The sequence below is a fragment of the Catonella sp. genome (assembly GCF_057250765.1).
The window spans coordinates 1-18,488 of sequence record NZ_DBHIEC010000022.1 but is presented as its reverse complement, the minus strand read 5'-3'; the positions used below and the strand labels follow the sequence as shown (position 1 = coordinate 18,488).

At 39.5% G+C, this 18,488-nt stretch carries 25 protein-coding genes; all 25 read left to right on the top strand.

Features of this window, described 5'->3' with window-relative positions; translation table 11 throughout:
- Positions 1-8 precede the first annotated feature (8 nt).
- The 25 genes from ACO6HM_RS10600 to ACO6HM_RS10480 all read left to right on the top strand — a co-directional run bounded on the left by ACO6HM_RS10600 (position 9) and on the right by ACO6HM_RS10480 (position 18,376).
- Positions 9-1,547, top strand: a complete 1,539-nt coding sequence (locus ACO6HM_RS10600) for a DUF935 domain-containing protein (RefSeq protein ID WP_485391015.1) — start codon at positions 9-11, stop codon at positions 1,545-1,547.
- Positions 1,540-2,280, top strand: a complete 741-nt coding sequence (locus ACO6HM_RS10595; protein WP_485391014.1) for a phage head morphogenesis protein — start codon at positions 1,540-1,542, stop codon at positions 2,278-2,280. Before ACO6HM_RS10600 ends, ACO6HM_RS10595 begins: the two co-directional genes overlap by 8 nt.
- A gap of 116 nt (positions 2,281-2,396) precedes the next feature.
- Entirely contained in the window at positions 2,397-3,416 is a 1,020-nt protein-coding gene (locus ACO6HM_RS10590; protein WP_485391013.1) for a phage protease, read from the top strand.
- Complete coding sequence (locus ACO6HM_RS10585) at positions 3,417-3,794, top strand: hypothetical protein (protein ID WP_485391012.1); 378 nt, start codon at positions 3,417-3,419, stop codon at positions 3,792-3,794.
- A gap of 14 nt (positions 3,795-3,808) precedes the next feature.
- Positions 3,809-4,705 carry a Mu-like prophage major head subunit gpT family protein gene (locus ACO6HM_RS10580; RefSeq protein ID WP_485391011.1) on the top strand — a complete coding sequence of 299 codons (897 nt, stop codon included), beginning with the start codon at positions 3,809-3,811 and terminating at the stop codon, positions 4,703-4,705.
- 25 nt (positions 4,706-4,730) lie between these two features.
- On the top strand, positions 4,731-5,186 hold the full coding sequence (locus ACO6HM_RS10575; RefSeq protein ID WP_485391010.1) for a gp436 family protein: 456 nt from the start codon (positions 4,731-4,733) through the stop codon (positions 5,184-5,186).
- Positions 5,187-5,188: 2 nt separating this feature from the next.
- Positions 5,189-5,674 (top strand): phage virion morphogenesis protein, encoded by a 486-nt coding sequence (locus ACO6HM_RS10570; RefSeq protein ID WP_485391009.1) that lies wholly within the window; start codon positions 5,189-5,191, stop codon positions 5,672-5,674.
- A 2-nt stretch (positions 5,675-5,676) separates the two neighbouring features.
- Complete coding sequence (locus tag ACO6HM_RS10565) at positions 5,677-6,168, top strand: SON protein (RefSeq protein ID WP_485391008.1); 492 nt, start codon at positions 5,677-5,679, stop codon at positions 6,166-6,168.
- A 1-nt stretch (position 6,169) separates the two neighbouring features.
- Positions 6,170-6,346, top strand: coding sequence for a hypothetical protein (locus ACO6HM_RS10560; protein ID WP_485391007.1), 177 nt, complete (start codon positions 6,170-6,172; stop codon positions 6,344-6,346).
- A 2-nt stretch (positions 6,347-6,348) separates the two neighbouring features.
- A complete protein-coding gene (locus ACO6HM_RS10555) occupies positions 6,349-7,773 on the top strand; it encodes a DUF2586 domain-containing protein (protein WP_485391006.1) in 1,425 nt (474 codons plus the stop codon).
- On the top strand, positions 7,774-8,217 hold the full coding sequence (locus tag ACO6HM_RS10550; protein WP_485391005.1) for a hypothetical protein: 444 nt from the start codon (positions 7,774-7,776) through the stop codon (positions 8,215-8,217).
- Positions 8,218-8,244: 27 nt separating this feature from the next.
- A complete protein-coding gene (locus ACO6HM_RS10545; protein ID WP_485391004.1) occupies positions 8,245-8,655 on the top strand; it encodes a DUF6848 family protein in 411 nt (136 codons plus the stop codon).
- A 224-nt stretch (positions 8,656-8,879) separates the two neighbouring features.
- Complete coding sequence (locus ACO6HM_RS10540) at positions 8,880-11,192, top strand: phage tail tape measure protein (protein WP_485391003.1); 2,313 nt, start codon at positions 8,880-8,882, stop codon at positions 11,190-11,192.
- Between the two features lie 19 nt (positions 11,193-11,211).
- Entirely contained in the window at positions 11,212-11,787 is a 576-nt protein-coding gene (locus ACO6HM_RS10535) for a hypothetical protein (protein ID WP_485391002.1), read from the top strand.
- Positions 11,788-11,797: 10 nt separating this feature from the next.
- Positions 11,798-12,556, top strand: a complete 759-nt coding sequence (locus ACO6HM_RS10530) for a hypothetical protein (protein WP_485391001.1) — start codon at positions 11,798-11,800, stop codon at positions 12,554-12,556.
- A 5-nt stretch (positions 12,557-12,561) separates the two neighbouring features.
- Positions 12,562-12,858: a hypothetical protein gene (locus ACO6HM_RS10525; RefSeq protein ID WP_485391000.1), complete on the top strand. Its 297-nt coding sequence runs from the start codon at positions 12,562-12,564 to the stop codon at positions 12,856-12,858.
- Positions 12,855-13,280 carry a DUF2634 domain-containing protein gene (locus ACO6HM_RS10520; protein ID WP_485390999.1) on the top strand — a complete coding sequence of 142 codons (426 nt, stop codon included), beginning with the start codon at positions 12,855-12,857 and terminating at the stop codon, positions 13,278-13,280. Before ACO6HM_RS10525 ends, ACO6HM_RS10520 begins: the two co-directional genes overlap by 4 nt.
- Positions 13,277-14,416: a baseplate J/gp47 family protein gene (locus ACO6HM_RS10515; protein ID WP_485390998.1), complete on the top strand. Its 1,140-nt coding sequence runs from the start codon at positions 13,277-13,279 to the stop codon at positions 14,414-14,416. Before ACO6HM_RS10520 ends, ACO6HM_RS10515 begins: the two co-directional genes overlap by 4 nt.
- 1 nt (position 14,417) lies before the next feature.
- Complete coding sequence (locus ACO6HM_RS10510) at positions 14,418-15,164, top strand: phage tail protein (protein ID WP_485390997.1); 747 nt, start codon at positions 14,418-14,420, stop codon at positions 15,162-15,164.
- A gap of 15 nt (positions 15,165-15,179) precedes the next feature.
- A complete protein-coding gene (locus tag ACO6HM_RS10505; RefSeq protein ID WP_485390996.1) occupies positions 15,180-15,554 on the top strand; it encodes a phage tail-collar fiber domain-containing protein in 375 nt (124 codons plus the stop codon).
- 14 nt (positions 15,555-15,568) lie between these two features.
- Positions 15,569-16,333 (top strand): hypothetical protein, encoded by a 765-nt coding sequence (locus ACO6HM_RS10500; protein WP_485390995.1) that lies wholly within the window; start codon positions 15,569-15,571, stop codon positions 16,331-16,333.
- A gap of 3 nt (positions 16,334-16,336) precedes the next feature.
- Entirely contained in the window at positions 16,337-16,786 is a 450-nt protein-coding gene (locus tag ACO6HM_RS10495; protein WP_485390994.1) for a hypothetical protein, read from the top strand.
- A 1-nt stretch (position 16,787) separates the two neighbouring features.
- Positions 16,788-17,879: a hypothetical protein gene (locus tag ACO6HM_RS10490; protein ID WP_485390993.1), complete on the top strand. Its 1,092-nt coding sequence runs from the start codon at positions 16,788-16,790 to the stop codon at positions 17,877-17,879.
- Positions 17,880-17,901: 22 nt separating this feature from the next.
- Positions 17,902-18,237, top strand: a complete 336-nt coding sequence (locus tag ACO6HM_RS10485) for a hypothetical protein (protein ID WP_485390992.1) — start codon at positions 17,902-17,904, stop codon at positions 18,235-18,237.
- 1 nt (position 18,238) lies between these two features.
- A complete protein-coding gene (locus ACO6HM_RS10480; protein ID WP_485390991.1) occupies positions 18,239-18,376 on the top strand; it encodes an XkdX family protein in 138 nt (45 codons plus the stop codon).
- Positions 18,377-18,488: the final 112 nt, after the last annotated feature.

Here is an 18,488-nt window from a genome sequence, read left to right as displayed (position 1 = left end):
AGGAGACTTTGAAGAATAAAGAAAAGAAGGCGGTTCCTGCCACCGGAAGATACAGACCTGTTACTGAGAGGCTTATTCCAAGAGAATACTCAGACAGAAGCTCATACTATCCTTCAAACGGTCTTACACCAAGGAAGCTTGCAAGGATATTTAAGGCTGCTGACCTTGGAGATGTGTCGGAGCAGATGGAGCTTTTTGAGGAAATGGAAGAAAAAGAACCTCATCTTTTCTCACAGCTACAGACTAGAAAGCTTGCTGTGTCAGGTCTTGACTGGGAAATACAGCCGTTTAGTGATGATGAGAAGGACAAAGAGGTAGCTGAATTTGTCACAGAACAGCTAAAAGGCATTGAAAGCCTGGATGAAGTCTTTACAGACCTGCTTGATGCCATAGGCAAAGGAATAAGCGTGATGGAGCTTATCTGGGGAACTGACAGGCAGGGGATGAACATACTTGAAGGCATAGAGTACATACATCCTAAAAAGCTTGTATGGGATTCCCTTACAGATGAAATGAAGATATGCACCGCAGCATTTCCTTCCGGTATGAGCCTTATTAATAATAAATTTGTGATTCATAAATATAAGGCAAAGTCAGGATTTTCAAGCAGAAACGGAATACTTAGAGTTGTGGCATGGATGTATTTGTTTAAGAACTACGGAGTAAAGGACTGGATAGCTTTTTGTGAGGTCTTTGGAATGCCGTTAAGGCTTGGCAAATACGGGCAGACTGCATCAGAGGATGACAAGAAGGCTCTTATGGAAGCCATATACAGTCTTGGAAGCGATGCGGCAGGAATTGTACCTGATTCTACAGTAATAGAGTTCATAGAAAGCAACAAGACTTCAAGTGCTGAAATATACGAAAAGCTTGCAAGATACTGCGATGAACAGATAAGCAAGGCTGTACTTGGGCAGACTCTTTCATCTGATTCAGGGGGAGGCTCTTATGCCCAGGGAAAGGTACACAATGAAGTAAGGCATGATCTTACGGTTGCTGATTCAAAAGCACTTGCAGCAACTATAAGAAGAGACATTATAAGACCTCTTGTGGAGTTTAACTTTGGTACGGATGCCGATATACCGTTCTTTGTATTTGACTGTGAGGAGTCCGAAGACCAGAAGGAAACGGTTGAAATATATAAGACACTTGCCTGTGATATGGGATTAAAGATACCAAGCAGCCACATATACAAGAAGTTTGGAATACCAAAGCCTGAGGAAGGGGAGAGCGTGCTTGAACCGGGCAGACAGATACAGGAACCTGCAGAAAGCTTCTCTCTTAAAGAAACTGATCCGGGTATAGTACAGACAGATGGAATAACAGCCGAGGCAGTAAAGGCTTCTGAAATATATTTTGATGAAATGCTTAAGCCGATTCTCAAAATAATTGACACAGAGGAGAGCCTTGAAACCCTTAAAGAGAAGCTAAGTGATGAAAAGGAACTTGAGAAGCTTTACAGAGATATGGACTCCCCGGAACTGAGTGACCTCTTACATCAGGCTGTCTACCTTTCTGAACTGATAGGAAGGAGCAGAAATGAGTAGAGAAGCAGAATACGGACTTGGCAATATATTCAGGTTTAAGGAAGCTGTGGCTTTCCTTAAAGGAAAGAAAGCACTTACTCAGGATGAATATAAAAAGCTTGGTGATGAATGCAGGGCTAAAGCGTTTACAGCAGCAGGATACACAGAGCTTGAAGTCTTGCAGAAGTTTCTTGATGAATTAAGCAATGCAGTAAGTGAGGGAAAAACCAAAAGGGAATTTAAGGACGAAATGAATTCCTTCTTGGAAAGAAACGGATATAAGGCATTAAAACCTTTCAGAGCTGATGTGATATTCAGGACTAACATCCTTACGGCATATAATGCAGGGCATTACAAAAGTATGACAGAAGCAAAGAGACTGCGCCCCTTTTGGCAATACATCACAGCCGGAGACGGTGAAGTAAGGGAGTCACACAGGGCAATGGAGGGAAAGGTTTATGCGGCTGATGATCCTATATGGAATGTATGGTATCCGCCAAACGGCTTCGGCTGCAGATGTTCTGTGGTAAGTCTTACAAAAGCCCAGGCAGAAAGACAGGGCATTCATGTAAGCAGTGAGCCTCCTTATGAAGTGGATACCGAAACAGGGGAAATCCTTTATAAAACTCCTGACAAAGGCTTTTCTAATAACCCGGCTAGGGATAAATGGAAGCCTGACCTTTCAGGATTTAATGAAGACCTTAAAAAGGCTTTCAAAAAAAGAGAGGAGGGCGGTAAAAATAAAAACGCGTAAAATGACCGTAGAGCGAAAAAAGTTAAAGGGTGCATAAATGTATAGCTAAACGATTTTACCCCTGCTCGCACGCGTTCGCACGCGGTTATATGAGAAATTAAGTGAGGTGTATATATATGAATGGAATTTTAAGGTGCAGCGGACTTCCCATTGAGGTTAAAGAGATACCGGAGATCATCAGGATACTTCCAATCGGAGAGGTCAAATCAAGGAAAGGAGATTTTATAGTTGATGATGAAAGCGTGGAGCTTATCAAACTGTACTTCTCAGAAAGAAAGGTTGACCTGGTTATTGATTATGAGCACCAGAGCCTTGATAACACACAGGCACCTGCGGCAGGGTGGATAACAGAAATAGGCAGTGAAGACGGTGCGGTAACTGCAAAGGTTAAATGGACTGATAAGGCAGGGGAGTATCTAAGAAACAGGGAATACCGGTATTTATCTCCGGTTGTGCTTGTAAGAAAGAGTGACCGTAAGGCAGTTGCAGTACAGTCTGTAGCCCTTACTAATACACCCGCCATTGATGGAATGTTTCCGGTTGTTAATTCCCTTACAGGGAATGATGATAATGAAGAACCAAAGGAGGAAAAAATGGATATTAAGGAACTTAGGGTACTGCTGGGGCTTGATGAAAATGCCACAGAGGAAGATGTAAAAAAGAAGATTGCCGAGATTAAGGAAAATGCAGAGAAACAGGCAGAGGAGAAGCCTATACCGGTCGCAAACTCCGTAGTATTGTCACTGCTTGGGCTTGATGAAAAGGCAAAGACAGAGGATGTGGTTACAGCGGTAATGAGCTTTAACAGTCATAAGGCAGATGAAGAAAAAGAGGAGCTTAAAAAGAAGCTTGAGGAAAGAGAAGCAGGTGATCTTGTACAGACGGCACTTAAGGATGGCAAGATATCGGCAGCACAGAAGGAATGGGCAATGTCCTATGCCCTAAGTGATAAAGAAGGCTTTAAGAGCTTCTTAAATAAAGCTCCGGGTGTTGTACCTATGGGAAGGACTGAAACAGTCCAGAAAGTCTCTAAGACAGAAGCACATGATGAACTTACTGCAAAGATATTAAAAGACTGCAGCATTACAGATGAAGACGTTGAGAAATACTTTAAAACCAGACAGGAGGAAATCTAAATGGGAATAGCAGAAAGAATGGGCGGATACCTTATGGAAATCCCGGTAAAGGCAGCCGTAAAAATTGAAGCAGGCGAGCTTGTTGCTGTCGGTGCTGACGGATATGCAGTTACTGCCACAAAGGCTGCAGGCTTAAAGATTGCCGGGTGTTCGGCAACACTTGCAGATAACCGTACAGGAGCAAACGGAGATGTAAAGGTACTTGTTAAAAGAGGAACCTTTGTTCTTGAAAATGATGGCAAGATAAAAAATACAGACATCTTAAAGGATGCCTATGTAGTTGACAGTAATACAGTAACAAATACAGCAGAAGGCTCAAGCAAAGCAGGAAAGATTATCGGAGTTGAAGCTGACGGCGTTGTAGTTGAGATTATGTAAGGAGGATAAGAATAATGATAGTAAACCAGGCAAGCTTAAAAGGACTTGACATTGCTTACTCCACAGCCTTTAATCAGGCATTTGCAGGAGTAAAGGACACTCATGATAAATTTGCAACCACTGTGCCAAGCAGTACAGGAGAGACAAATTATACATGGCTTGGACAAATGCCGGGCATGAGAGAGTGGATAGGCGAAAGAACGATTCAGAACATTTCAGCCTATGATTACAGTATTAAAAACAAGAACTTTGAGTCTACCATTTCAATCCCAAGAAATGCAATAGAGGATGACCAGTACGGACAGTATTCGACAGTATTTGCAGCACATGGCGAAGAGGCTGCAAGACATCCGAATATACTCTGCTATGAAGTATTGAAGAACGGATTTAGTGAAAAATGCTTTGACGGCAAGACATTTTTTGCAGAAGACCATCCAAGTGGAAAGGATGGCAAGGCTAAGGCATCAAATCTTTCAAAGAAAAAGTTTAGTGAGACTGAGTACGAAAAGGCAAGAAAAGCAATAATGATGTTAACAGGTGATAAAGGACAGAGCCTTGGACTTGTACCGGATCTTCTTGTAGTGTCACCTGCAAATGAAAAGGCTGCTAGACTTGTGCTTGAAGCCGACCAGATAAACGGAACCACAAATGTACTTAAGGGAACTGCAGAGCTTCTTGTTGCACCTGAACTTGCAGATAAAGAAAACTGCTGGTTCCTGCTTTGCACAAACCGTTTCCTTAAGCCAATCATCTTCCAGGACAGAAAGAAGGCAAAGCTTACAGCCCTTATAAAAGATGATGATGACAATGTATTTATGAGAAATGAGTTTATCTGGGGTGTGGATGCAAGATACAATGCAGGCTATGGCTTCTGGCAGATGGCATATGGATCTACTGGGGCAGAAGCATAAGAAATATTAAAAAGGAGACAGGTAAATGGCATATTGCAGCGTAAAAGAAGTCCTTGATATGTTAAAGGCTGACATGATGAATGCAATCATCGGAGATGAATACATAGAAGACGAGGCTGAAAGAAAGAAAAAAATAGAACCGCTTGCAGAGGAAGCAATAACAGATGCAGATGCGGAGATTGACGGTTATCTTGCCAAACGCTACAGTCTGCCGTTTGCCGAAACTCCAAAGGTGCTTAATAAGTTCTCTAAAGACATAGCAGTCTATAACCTGGCTTCAAGAAAGGGAGTAGATGAAAATGACAGGGAAAAGACATACCTTACAAGATATAAGGCAGCCATTGCGTTCCTTACAAAAGTTGCTGAAGGACTTATCGACATAGGAGTATCAGGAATTTCAAAAGAAAGTCTTTCAAAAACAGACTTTTCAATGAAAAGCTCAGACAGGCTGTTTACAAGAAGCAGTATGAAAGGCTGGTAGTTATGAGCGAAGTATCAGTAAAGCTTGACGGAGATGTAAACGGACTGCTTGAAAGACTGAAAAGCCTTTCAGATGTGGATAAAGCCGAGGTTATGCGTGCCATTGCAGAAGGACTTAGGACTTCAACCATAGAAAGGTTCAGGACTGAGAAAAGCCCTGAAGGGGTTAAATGGGAACAGTCCACAAGGGCAAAATCTACAGGCGGCAAAACCCTGACAAAATCAGCAGCATTAAGGAACTCTGTAAAGGCTAAAGCTGACAGTAAGGGAGCATCAGTAGGCACAAACCTTGTGTATGCAGCTACACACCAATTCGGAGCTGAAAGAACCATAAGGGCTAAGAATGCCAAATATCTGTGGTTTAAGGGTACGAGCTGGGCAAAAAAGAAAGAAGTAAGCATACAGATACCTGCAAGACCGTTCCTTGGCATAAGTGATGAGGATATGGCTGAAATTAGAGAACTTATGATTGAAGCAGTTACGGAGTGATTATGAAAGAGGAAAGAGACTTTTTAATAAAAGCACTGCAGAACGCTGGAGTAAAGGGTAAGATACACGAATCCATGAAAACGCTTAAAAACTGCAGTGAGCTGCATGTGGGTGCGGTATTAAGAGTCAGGGAGAATTTCACACGTTCAGGCTCAAAAAAGAGATATACAGACAAAGAGGGGCAGAGGAAACAGAGAAACAAACTCTTTGACAGGATTACCGTCCTGCATGTTGTTATTGCAGACACATCAGAGGATAAGGTAGAAACGCTGCTTAATAACTTTCTTACAGGCATATCAAAGGGCTTTGAGGTAAACGGAAACTGGGTAGACCTTGAAATATCTGATGCTGAATGGCTTGAGGAAGAGGACACCATACTAAAGGCGAAAATTACCGTAGAGTTTGATGTGACATTAAAAGGCGGAATATATGTGGATACTGATGTGGTTAATATTGGACTGGGAGATGTAAACGGCAGTCCGGAAAGGATATAGGATGGAAACAGAAGTTTATAAGGGCATTGAGGAATTAAAAGCCATAAAGGAAACCCCTGATACGGTTTTTGAAGGTGTCAAGGCAATGATGGAATGGACAAACGGCAGACAGGTAACGGAGGAAGAGTATGATGCAGCCGTTACAGAGTTTAATTATGCTCCGATTGATGGGAGGTAGATATGTTTAGTGAAGTAAATGTAAAAGTTGAGGATGGGAATCTCGGAAGAAGCAGCATTACATCAAGAAATGCACAGGTAAAGATTGGTGTTTCGGATGTAGAGAGCAGTATTCCGCTTTTAATTACAGGAATGATGAAACCTGATGAGATAAAGGAGAAGCTTGGGAATACACCACTTGCAGATGCCTGCATAGATGCCACAGAAAACGGATTAAGTACCATTTATGCCATACCGGTAAAAGCAGACATAAACGGCAGCAAAGGCGAAGTAACCCACACAGGTACAGGAAGCGGAACACTTGATGTATCAGGAAACCCAAACAATGCCTATGACATAGTAATTAAAATTAAAAAGGGTGGAAAAGCTAACACAGGAAGCTTTAAGTGTTCGGTTGATGGCGGCAACAGCTATCTTGATGAAACAACTATTCCTTTAAGCTTAAAGTATGAAATACCGGGTACAGGACTTGCCGTTACCTTTACGAATGGAAGTTCTGAAACAGCCTATGTAGAAGGCGATGTTTATTCATTCTCGACAACCGCACCGGGGATGAACAATAACACACTACTTAAAGCTGTTGAAATGTTAAATACGTTTAATAAAAACGTTGAAATCTGCCATATAGTCGGTACATCGGCAAAGGCTTTGTGGGCAGCCCTGCAGAGTAAGGCGGAAGAACTTCTAAACGTATATAAAAAGCCTGTTATATTCCTGCTCGAAGGAAGAAGATGCGGCAAAAGCGAAAGCGTTGATGAGTACCTGCTTGCGATGGAAAATGAAAGAAAAGGCATTACAAGCAAGTATCTATGTGTAGTTCCAAGCTATGGAATATACACAAGAAAAGACTTAAGGACACAGGAAGTGAACTTTGCAGGTCTTATATCAGGTCTTATAGGAAAGGCAAAGGAGAGTTTATCAATAGGCTGTGTGGAAGAGTTCCCTATAAGCTCTGCAAAGCTTATTAAGCTTGTGCCGGAAGGAATAGAAAACTACAGCAGACAGTTTGATGAATTAGGTTATACAGTATTAAGGCAGTATGTTGGAAAGGACGATTTCTATGTGTCAAATGCCAATGTAATGGCAAAGCCCGGAAGTGATTTTCCTTATGTTGAGAGTGTAAGGGTTCTTAACAGGATAGTCAGGGAAGTATCAATGAAGGCAACTGACAAAGTACAGACTGAAATAGATCCTGAAAACCTTGAAAGCAGCATAAAGGTTATTGAAGCTTATTTAAATATTGCGGTTGAGGAATGTGAGAACGATAAGATTATCAGTTCCGGAGAAGTAAGCATCAATACTGAAGGTCTTAACATACTTGCAGATGAAACACTGAATGTAAGTGCAACCTGGGTTCCGATGGGAACTGCAAGAAGATTTAACTTAAGTTTTGCCGTAAGCAATCCAGCGGCACAGGGAGGTGAGTAAATGTCAAAACAGCTTGTAAATGGAAAAGTCTATGACTGGTCAAGTATCACTATCAATATGACCGGAATGGACAGCATAGAGCTTTTAGAGATTTCCTATGATGATGAGCAGGAGCTTGATCTTATATATGGAAAAGGTGGAAAGATAAGAGGTTATGGCACAGGCAACCAGAAGAATTCAGTTAAACTCTCAATGCTTAGGGAAGACTTTAACGAGATGGTAAGAGTTGCTAAAAAGAAGGGACTTAAGAGCTTTTATGCACTTACCATACCTAAAATAACCGTAAACTATGCAGATGAAGGAGCACCAACTACAACGGACGTTCTCACAATGATTAAATTTTCAAAGAGATCCCTTAAGGCTGCACAGGGAGATAAGTCTATGAAAGTTGACCTTGACGGAGTAGCAGTTGGTGGAATTAAGTTAAACGGACTTGGAGCCTGATAAATAAAACATATTAAGGAGAATGAGATGGATAATTACAATGATTATACAGAAACTGAACAGGATGAAGTTACAGAGGTTAAGAGTTCAGATGTAAAAGAAGATACTGAGCTTGAAAAGCTCAGAAAGAAATATAAGGATATGGATGGTAAGATTTATGAGATTACCACATCAATCCAGGAGGATGATGACAATGAAACAGAGTTTGACTTCATCTTCAGGAAACCTAAGATTGCATCCTATGACAGATATGTAAAGACTGCCGGTACATCAGGTACAAAAGCACTTAAAACTTTTATAACCGACAATATCTGTGAGGAACAGGTTGAAGATCTTAGAGCTGCCCTTGAGGAATATCCGGCTATGGCTATAAGCCTTGGTGAGAAGCTTCTCAATATGCTTGGTCTTAGCAAGGAAACAACCGTAAAAAAGTTATAGAGGACTACAGGGAAGAACTAAATAGTAACTTAGTAATCCAAGGCAAGCTCCTGATATACAAATATCTTCCGGATGAACTTATAAACAATATTGATGACCTTGATTTTGATGATTTTTACAGGCTTATGGCACTTGCAGATATTTCAAGGGAAATGAGTATAAGGGATATGGAATCAGGAACAAACGGGGGCTTGGCGGCAGCTTTTGGAGAGGATGAAAAATAAATGGGAATGGAAGCGGTATTTAAGCTTTCGGTTGTGCTTTCCCTTATGGATAAGATGACATCCCCACTATTAAGTGCTACCGGAGGCTTTCAGAAGGCAGGCAAGGTTATGGCTGCTGCAGGAGTAGGAATAGTATCTGCCTGTACAGGGATTGTAACTTCAACCTTTGAGACACAGAATGCACTTGGAGAACTGTCATCTCTTGGAGTAAAAGACCTTAAAGCAGTTGAAAGTGCTGCTAAGAGTTTCTCCGATACCTGGGCAGGTACGACTAAAAGTGATTTTATAACAGCCGCCTATGACATAAAGTCCGGTATCGCATCTCTTTCAGATGAAGGAGTTGCCAAGTTTACAGAACTTGCAGCCATTACAGGCAAGGCAACAAAATCAACAACCCAGGAGATGGGTTCACTCTTTGCAACAGGTTATGGTATCTATAAGGGCGCGTATAAGAACATGTCTGACCTTCAGTTTGGAGAAATGTTCTCGGCAGGAATATCAACAGCAGTTAAGAATTACAAAACTGCCGGCTCACAAATGGCAAGTGCTATATCTGTACTTGGAGCAACTGCTACCAATAACAGGGTATCGATGGAGGAACAGCTTGCAATACTTGGACAGCTTCAGACTACCATGAGCGGTTCAGAAGCAGCGACTAAGTATAAGGCATTCTTAAATGGTGCAGCTAATGCAGGTACAAAGCTTAGAAGAAGTTTCGTTGATGGCAACGGAGACCTGTTAAGTACAACAAGGATACTTGAAAAGCTGCATAAAAAATACGGACGAACCATTGATGCAATGGAAAAGCAGGAATTAAAGGAAGCCTTTGGTACAGATGAAGCTGTAGCAATGATTGATTTGCTTTATAACAACGTTGATGTACTTAAAGGTGGAATAGATGATCTGTCGGTAAGTATGAAAAAGGGAGTATCAGTGACTAAAGAGATGGCTTCTGCGATAAACTCCACTCCTGAACAAAAGTTTAAGGTTATACAGCAACAGATACATAACAATGTTGAAGAGCTTGGAAATGCCTTGCTGCCTATAGTAAATGATGTGCTTACAAAAGTAGGAGAGCTGGTAGCTAAGTGGTCAGCCTGGATAACTGAGAATAGGGCAACCGTTGAAACCATAGTAAGGATGGCGGCAGTACTAGGACCTCTTTTGATTATACTGGGAAGTGCAATAGGCATAATTATCGGAGTAAGTAATGCAATTATAAAAGTTAAGACAGCGTTTACAATAGCGCAGGGAGCCATGGCAATAATGAAAGCCAAATGGGCAGCACTTAATATAACCTTTGCAATATCTCCGATTGGATTAATCATAATAGGCATTATAGCCCTTGTGGCAGCCTTTGCAATCCTCTGGAATAAGTCCGAAGCATTCAGGAATTTTTGGAAACGGCTTTTTTCCGGAATAGTGAATGTAGCAAGAAATGCCTTAAATGCAGTGAAAAACTTCTTTGGAAGCATAATGGGTGCAGCTTCAGCTACAGTAAAGGAAAAGCTTAACAATATTAAAAATGCCTATAAAGCTAATGGCGGTGGAATAAAAGGAATAGCAGCAGCAAGCCTAGCAGCAGTAAAAGGACTTTATACAGCAGGCTTTACTTTTATAGATAAACTCACAGGTGGTAAACTTACAGCTATAAAAGATAAGTTTTTTCAGGGAATGAATGCAGCAGGAAATGCTGTAAAAGGAGCACTTGATGGCATAAAGAACTGGTTTAGTGAAAAGCTTACAGCAGTTGCCGACTTTGTTAAGGGAATAATTGACAAGATAAGAAGTTTTTTCAGCCTTGAAATTCCCACACCAAAGATAAAGCTTCCACATTTTTCAATATCAGGAGAGTTCAGCATAGCCCCTCCAAGCGTTCCAAGTCTTTCTATTGACTGGTATGCAAAGGGTGGTGTTATGACAAAACCGACCATATTTGGAGCATCAGGCGGTAAACTTTTAGGAGGCGGAGAGGCAGGAGATGAAGCAATACTTCCGTTGTCTGCCCTTTGGGAAAAACTTTCAACGTTCATAAAAAGAGAGCTTAAAGACAAGGATAATGACAAAGAAAGTGGCAGTGTAATCACTTCTTTTGTAAGGGAAGGATTAAGAAACTTAAGAGTACGGTCATCAGATGCTAAAGAAAAGGACACGAGAGAGAGGCAGCATAAAAAAGATTCAAAAAATACCATAATACAGAAGCTTGAGATTACCTTGAATCTTGAAAAACTTAAAGACCTTCCTACCCTTTTTAAGCTTATTGATGAATTAAAGGATGCACAAAACTCTAAGGATAAACCAAAATTAGCATAAAAGTAAGGAGGAAAGTTTCATGTTGCTTGTACAGGATAATCTGTTAAAGCTGGGTGGTGTTAAGATATCGGGGCAGATGAAAAATATTGAAATATCTCAGGCTGCCACGATTGAAAATATTGAAGATGATAAAGGAAAGACTAAAGCCACACAGCCTACAGGGTATGAGCCTGCTAAGATTACAATCGAATTCATTCTTGAAGCCTCAAAGCATGAGAGTGAAGAAGAACAGATGAGCAAGCTGCAGAGACTTTTCAAACCTTACGGACAGAAGAAGGCAAAAATATTAAAAATAGTAAATGAGGACTGCAGCGCAAGGGGGATATCAAAAGTATACTTTCAGTCCTTAAGCACGCAGAACGTTATAGCAGAAAGCGGAAGGACGGCAACCCTTGAGCTGCTTACCCCTATATCAGCAGGTATAAAGACAAAGAAAAAAGGAGCGTCCGGAAAGGCTTCAGGACGAGGAAAATATACAGGGTATAGAGGAACTTATGTAAATAAAAAGACAACAAAGAATTCAGGGAAAAGCCCGGCAGCAAAAATAAGAAACACAAAGAATTATAAAACTGATGTAAGGATAATGTTAAGTTAAGGAGTTTCAGATGGGATATAAAAAGCTTATCAGTCCTGAATTTAAGATAAGTACCAAGAAGTGTGAACTGACTGACGGCATTGAAGTAGAATATCATAGTTCTACAGAAAAAAAGGCAGACTGGTGTAAGGTGGAATTATCAACAAAACTTAAAGATATAGTGAGCTTTGATGATATGGAAACGGCAACAGTAGAGCTGGGATATGAAGATGACTTTGACAGGCTTCTTACAGGCTATTGCAGAAAAAACATAAAGGACGGTTCGGAAGAAATAATAATAAGAGACCGGATGATAATGCTTGAAAGAACTGAAATAAAAGCTACATTTACGGACTGTATTCCACAGGATGTAATAAAGTTTATTCTGATACAGTCAGGCATTGACAGGTATAGACTGAGTGAGACGGAATATCCTAAAAAAGCAGTTTTTATATCAGACAGAAAGAATGCTATACAAGCCATTGAAAGCATGAACATGCTTTGGGGCATAAACAACGACTTCTTTTTTAGAGACGGAATATTCTACTGGGGAGTAAGACCTGAACAGGATACGGTATATATATTGGAAGAAAATGAGAACATTATGTCACTTAAAAAATATGGAAGCCTGTTTGAAGCTGAAACACTTGGAGTTCCCTGGATACATCAGGGAGATTTGATTGAAATAAGACACACAAAATTTACAGGTGAAGCTAAGGTGCAAAAGGTGATAATTAAGCGTAATGAAAGCGGATATACAAGAATGAGTGTCTTTTTCTATGGAGGTTAGTGATAATGGCAGGACTGCTTGAAGATTTTACAAGAACTGCTATAGAGCAGGAAATAAAAACAAACTATCCGCATATTGAACATCCTGCAGGGGTATATGCAAGGGTAGTATTTGCTACAGAAGATAATGGTAAATACATTTGTGTAATACGGATACTGGACAGGTCGATGAACATGGATAAAAGCTTCCCTGAAATACCCGGAGTAAAAACAGATATTAAGGTAAAAGCCGGAGATACAGTCGCTGTTCTTATGCTGTATGGTGGAAGTGCTTTTTACATATTAGGGAGATATGACGGATGAGTATTGTTGAAGAAGATGACATTGACATAAAGCTTGATATAAACGGACAGCCTGTACCAAGTAAAAGCGGTGATTTTGATGTGGTAGAAGGTGATGAGTGCTGGAAGCAGGACATAAAAAATGAAGCTGCCACAGAAGAAAAAGAGCTTTTTTATGAGGATGAAGACGGTGATGAAGCTTACGGTTTTGGGATGACGGACTTTATGCATGCTGAAGATGATGAGTTTACAAGGACAGAGATTACCCAAAGGGTAATCGGAAAGCTTTCTAAAAGGACATATCTTGACAGGGCAAAGACATTTCAAAATATAACCTTTGAAAATGGCATTTATACAGATAAAGTAACCGTTTCAAAGAATAATTCAAAGGATGAATATAACCTTGAGCTGTCTACTAATGACGTGGAGGTGGTAAGTGAATGATAAGTGAAGACCTGCTTGATAAGATTTGCAGAGTACCGGATGAAAATGAAGAAATGGAAAAGATAAGGGATGAACTTATTAAAGAGGATTTTATAATAACTGACCTTAAAAAAGGCGGGATTTTTCATACCATTATCAGAATTTTTGTCAAAATATATATCGAGCTTAAGACAAAATCAAGGAAACAGATAAACAACTTTTTTGTACTTCACGCAGATGAAGACTGGCTTGAATTAAAGGCTGCCGATTTTGGCAAGAAAAGAAAACAGGCAGTAAAGGCAAGAGGCTATATAACCATTGAAAGAAGAGAACATTCAGAAGCTTTACAGATATTGAAAGGACATATGTTTAAGACTCTTCCAGATGGAAGCGGAAACGAAAAAAAGTATTACGTGCTTGAAACTACAATAATAGAGGCAGGAAAAAGTGAAGGCAGGGTACTGGTTGAAGCTGCAGAAGGCGGTACAGCTTATAATGTTCCAAATGGGAAAATAACAGTTTCTATGATACATCTTGACGGAGTTGAAAAGGTAAGCAATAAAGAGGGATGGCTACAGCTTGAAGGAGCTGACATAGAAGATGTTGAAGCTTTTAGAAAAAGAGTAGGAGAATCCTGGTCAGAGCTTGCTGAGTTAACTATAGAGGACAAGCTTAAGAATGCTGCAAGAAAGGTAGAAGGTGTTATTGATGTAAGTATTGATGCACAGCACCCAAGAGGACAGGGGACAACAGATATAATTGTAACCGGGGCAAACGGAACTGCGACACCTGAACTGCTTAGAAAAGTAGAGGCTGCAGTATCTTATCTAAAGGGCAATTACGATGATTTTTTATGTAAGTCTGTAACTGTAGTTAGTCATGATATAAGCCTTACCGTATATATATCAAAGGGAGTTTCAATTACAGGGATAAAGGAAAAGGCGGAAGAAATAATCAGAAGGCTTATGGAGCTTTCAAGTAGAAAAGAACCTGAATCACTTTATCTTGATGATATAAGGCTTGCACTTAAAGACGGACTTCAGGAATATAAAAGAACTGAGTTTAGCAATCCTGTTAAAGATGTTGAACTGCCTAAAGGACAGATTATTATGCTGCGGAATCTTACCGTTACAGTATCAAATGTAAAAGGAGCATAGTATGTTTGATAAATTTAGTGACTATATGTATTATCTTCTGATATCTCCGCTTAAAAGAGTAAAAAAAGAACTTAACCAATGGTATAAACTCTTTAAGGTTTTGGGAAAACGGTTTGATGATGCCCTTGAAGCCATAAATAAAGAGGGTGAAGAGTCAATGCTTGTATCTTGCGATGATGAATTTCTACAGATACACGCTGATGAAAGAAAAATGCAGAGATATGCCGGGGAAAGCAACAGTAATTACAGAAAGCGAATTGCTAATTATCAGGAAGTCAGAAAGCTTGGCGGAACAGATCAGGGTGTAAGACTTGCAGCTAAGACATTAGGATATGATCAGGTTGAAGTTGTGAAGGCTAATAAGCTGAAAGGTGTAACTAACAGATGGGCTGAGTTTTATCTATTGGTAAAAATAAAAGTATCAAATGATAGTGCCGGAAGCCTTGATGTACTTAAAAAAGAGGTGCGGAAGGTTAAACATGTAGGTGCTAAAGATAATTATATCTTTATTTACACCACAGAAGTAAATGAACCACACAGAATAAAGTGCAGGGTAAGGTTTAAGTGGAGTTTGTCATATTACAGCTTTAGGAAGTTTGATGGAAGCTTTCTATTTGATGGCAGACATAAATTGAATTCACAAAGGATTGCCCACAAGGCTAACTGGAACTCTTGCAGCTTTATAAAGCATAACTACAGAATATTAAAAACTATGCTTATAAAACAGGGAGAGACAATAATTATTTAATACCGGGAGGAAGATATGAAAAGTGTTATTACAGCCTTAAGAAGAAAGAAAATGGCTGAAGCTACTAATTCAACAGGAAGAATAGCAAAGGCTAAGTGGATTGCTCTTGGTTCCGGCGGAGTAGACAGCCAGGGAGAAGTGATAGCTCCGTCTGAATCAGCTAACAGTCTTACTACAGAAGTGATTAAAAAAGAGATAACCAAATCAAAGAAAACATCTGATACAAGCTATGAGTATTCCATAGAGTTATCAGAGAGTGAGCTTGTGGGGACATATATATCTGAGCTTGCTCTTATTGATGAAGACGGTGATGTTATTGCATTCTCAAATTTTCTGTCAAAAGGCAAGGATAATATTGAGACAACATTCACTATAGAGGACAGTTATTAAAGAAAAGAGGGAAAATGAAGTCAAAAACTTATGAGGAATTTGTAGAAAAATTTAAGCCAAAGCTTACAACGGATGACTGTTATACACCACCGGAAGTTTATGAGGCTGTAAAGGATTGGGCAGTAAAAGAGTACAAACTGGAAGACAGAGAGATAGTAAGACCGTTTTATCCAGGGGGAGATTATGAACACTTCACCTATAATGACAATGCTGCTGTAATAGATAATCCACCGTTTTCAATATTAAGCAAGATAATTGATTTTTACATGGAAAGGGGAATTAAATTCTTTCTGTTTGCGCCACACTTAACTTTATTCTCCGGAAACCGTAATATTTGTTATCTAATTACAGGAGCCAAAATAATATATGAAAATGGTGCTAATGTCAGCACATCATTTATAACAAATATGGACGAATATAAAATAAAAGTTGTACCGGATTTACTTAAGAAGATAGACACAGCCCAGCATAAGAACCGTTCCACCCCCCCCGAAAAATATAGCTATCCCAAGAATGTTATAACCTCAACTAAGCTTGAAAGAGCAGTAAAAAGGGGGAAAACATTTAAGTTAAAACCGGATGAATGCTACTTCGTAAGACAAATAGATGCACAAAAGGAAATTAAAAAGTCTATATTTGGCGCAGGTTTTTTAATACCGGATAACCGGGCAAATGAGCTGAAAAAAATCATAGGCAAAAGGGATGACAAAGGAGCAAGAGTTTTTAAGTTAAGTAAAAGGGAACGTCAGATAATAAAAGAGATGAAACAGGAGAAATAATATATGAAAGACTATACTATAGAACACTCTGAGTTTTCAGATAAAGTCAGCATTGTTGAAACCAATGATCCGGCACACGCTGATGTGATAAATAAACCGATTAAACAGCTGTTTGGGAATACGGTGGCAAATAAGAGAGCTGTAGAAAAGAGCAAAGAACATGTGGAAGCAAAGCTTCAGGCTTTTAAGAATGAAATATCAGAATCACAGGCGGAGCTTAATAAGTCGCTTGCTAAGGCAATAAAGGACATAGCCGACAGTAAGGGTGAAAGTGTGACTACCTTTAACCCGGACGGCTCTATAGTAACCGTTAACAGCCTTGAGGTAATTACTACAACATTTGATAAGGCTGATAAGTCAATCCTTGAAAAACACGCTTACAAGAACGGCACTTCAAAGACGCTAAAGACTGTCTTTGAGAACAAAAAAATTATAACAACGGAGGTAAATTGATATGCAGGTTGAAGCGATTCCTATGCTGATTAATAGCGATTTTTTGAATGCACCACTTGATGTGAAATTGCATCTAGCAGATTACAAAATGCATGGGAAGAAGTCCTATGTATTTCAAATAAAGGACTTGCTACATGGGATATACAAATGTACGTATATTTCCATGAATGACCAAGACATCAACGGAGAGGCTCTTGATTATTTGCTGAAGAATAACAGCCACGCAGGGGAAATGTTAATGCAAATAGCTGACCTTGAGCAAAAAGACCTTTTTAAAACACTAAGAGCAATGACTGCAGTAGTCAATAGTACAACTGCAATGACAGCTGTGCTAAATAACACAACTGCAATGACAGCGGTATTTAATAGTGCTACGGCAATGGCGGCAGTAGTCAATAGTACAACTGCAATGACAGCTGTGCTAAATAACACAACTGCAATGACAGCGGTATTTAATAGTGCTACGGCAATGGCGGCAGTAGTCAATAGTACAACTGCAATGACAGCGGTGCTAAATAACACAACTGCAATGACAACGGTATTAAAAAGTGCTAATGCAATGGAGGCAGTAGTCAATAGTACAACTGCAATGACAGCGGTATTAAATAGTGCTACTGCAATGACGGCAGTAGTCAATAGTACAACTGCAATGACAACTGTGCTAGACAGTGAGACTGCTATCGTTTCGATTGTTGCAGCGCAATATGCAAATATAAAACCATTTATATTAAAAATCAATGGGAATAAGGAATATATAAAGAAGTTATTTATATTAGTGCAAAATAGCTCTCGATTTAAGCTGTTATATAACGGAGATGTTGGCAGTATAGTTAATGCATATGAGAATAAGCAAGGCATAATAACATTTAGTTGTCTTGGCTTTTCGGGCAGTAGTGGAGATAATTCAGGGGTATCATCAAGAGTCTATAATAATGGCGAACTTATAAAAGATGCAACAGATGCTGGATATAATACAAAATCCACTCCTGATAAAGCAAATGCAGTAACAATAGGAAAGACCAAATGGGGATATAATTCAGGAAGGTATAATTACTCTAATATAGCCTGCGCAGTTTATGAAATGATTGCGTAATAAATGCATAGGGAGGTAAGCAATGAAAGGATTTGTAACTGAAATTCAAGAGCGTACAGACAGCATAAATTCACAAATAATCGAGTTAGAATATCGGTTAAAAGAAAAGAACCATACTATAGAAGAACTGAAAGTGAGGTTAAGTCTTAAAGACAAGGCATTATCCGAACAAGCAGATATGCTTGCTACATTAGGTAAACAACTCTCTAAAGAAAAAATTGAGAACATGAAAAAAGATAAGACTATATCTGAATTAGGCAAACATGAGACTAAAGTAAGTATAGAACTTATGAAAATAAAAAATGAAGTAAATGCAATCAAACAGGCACTTGATAAAGATAAGAAGGGGGGTGAATAGTGTGGATTGGTGGAAGGTGTCATATAAGAATAATTGGATAACCGAAGAGGAATTAAGGTGGGTAGTTATTACACCTGAAAACCCTTTCGGAGACATCACAAAAGAAGAATTTAAAATGATTACAGATTCAGAATTTTGATTGTAAACTACAGCAATAAAAACCCATAACACTTTGAGGTGGAATGGGTTTTTATGCAGTGTGCCTTGCGGCGCACGTTTCTAAAGGGTGAAAGTCCCTAATCCGCCCTAGT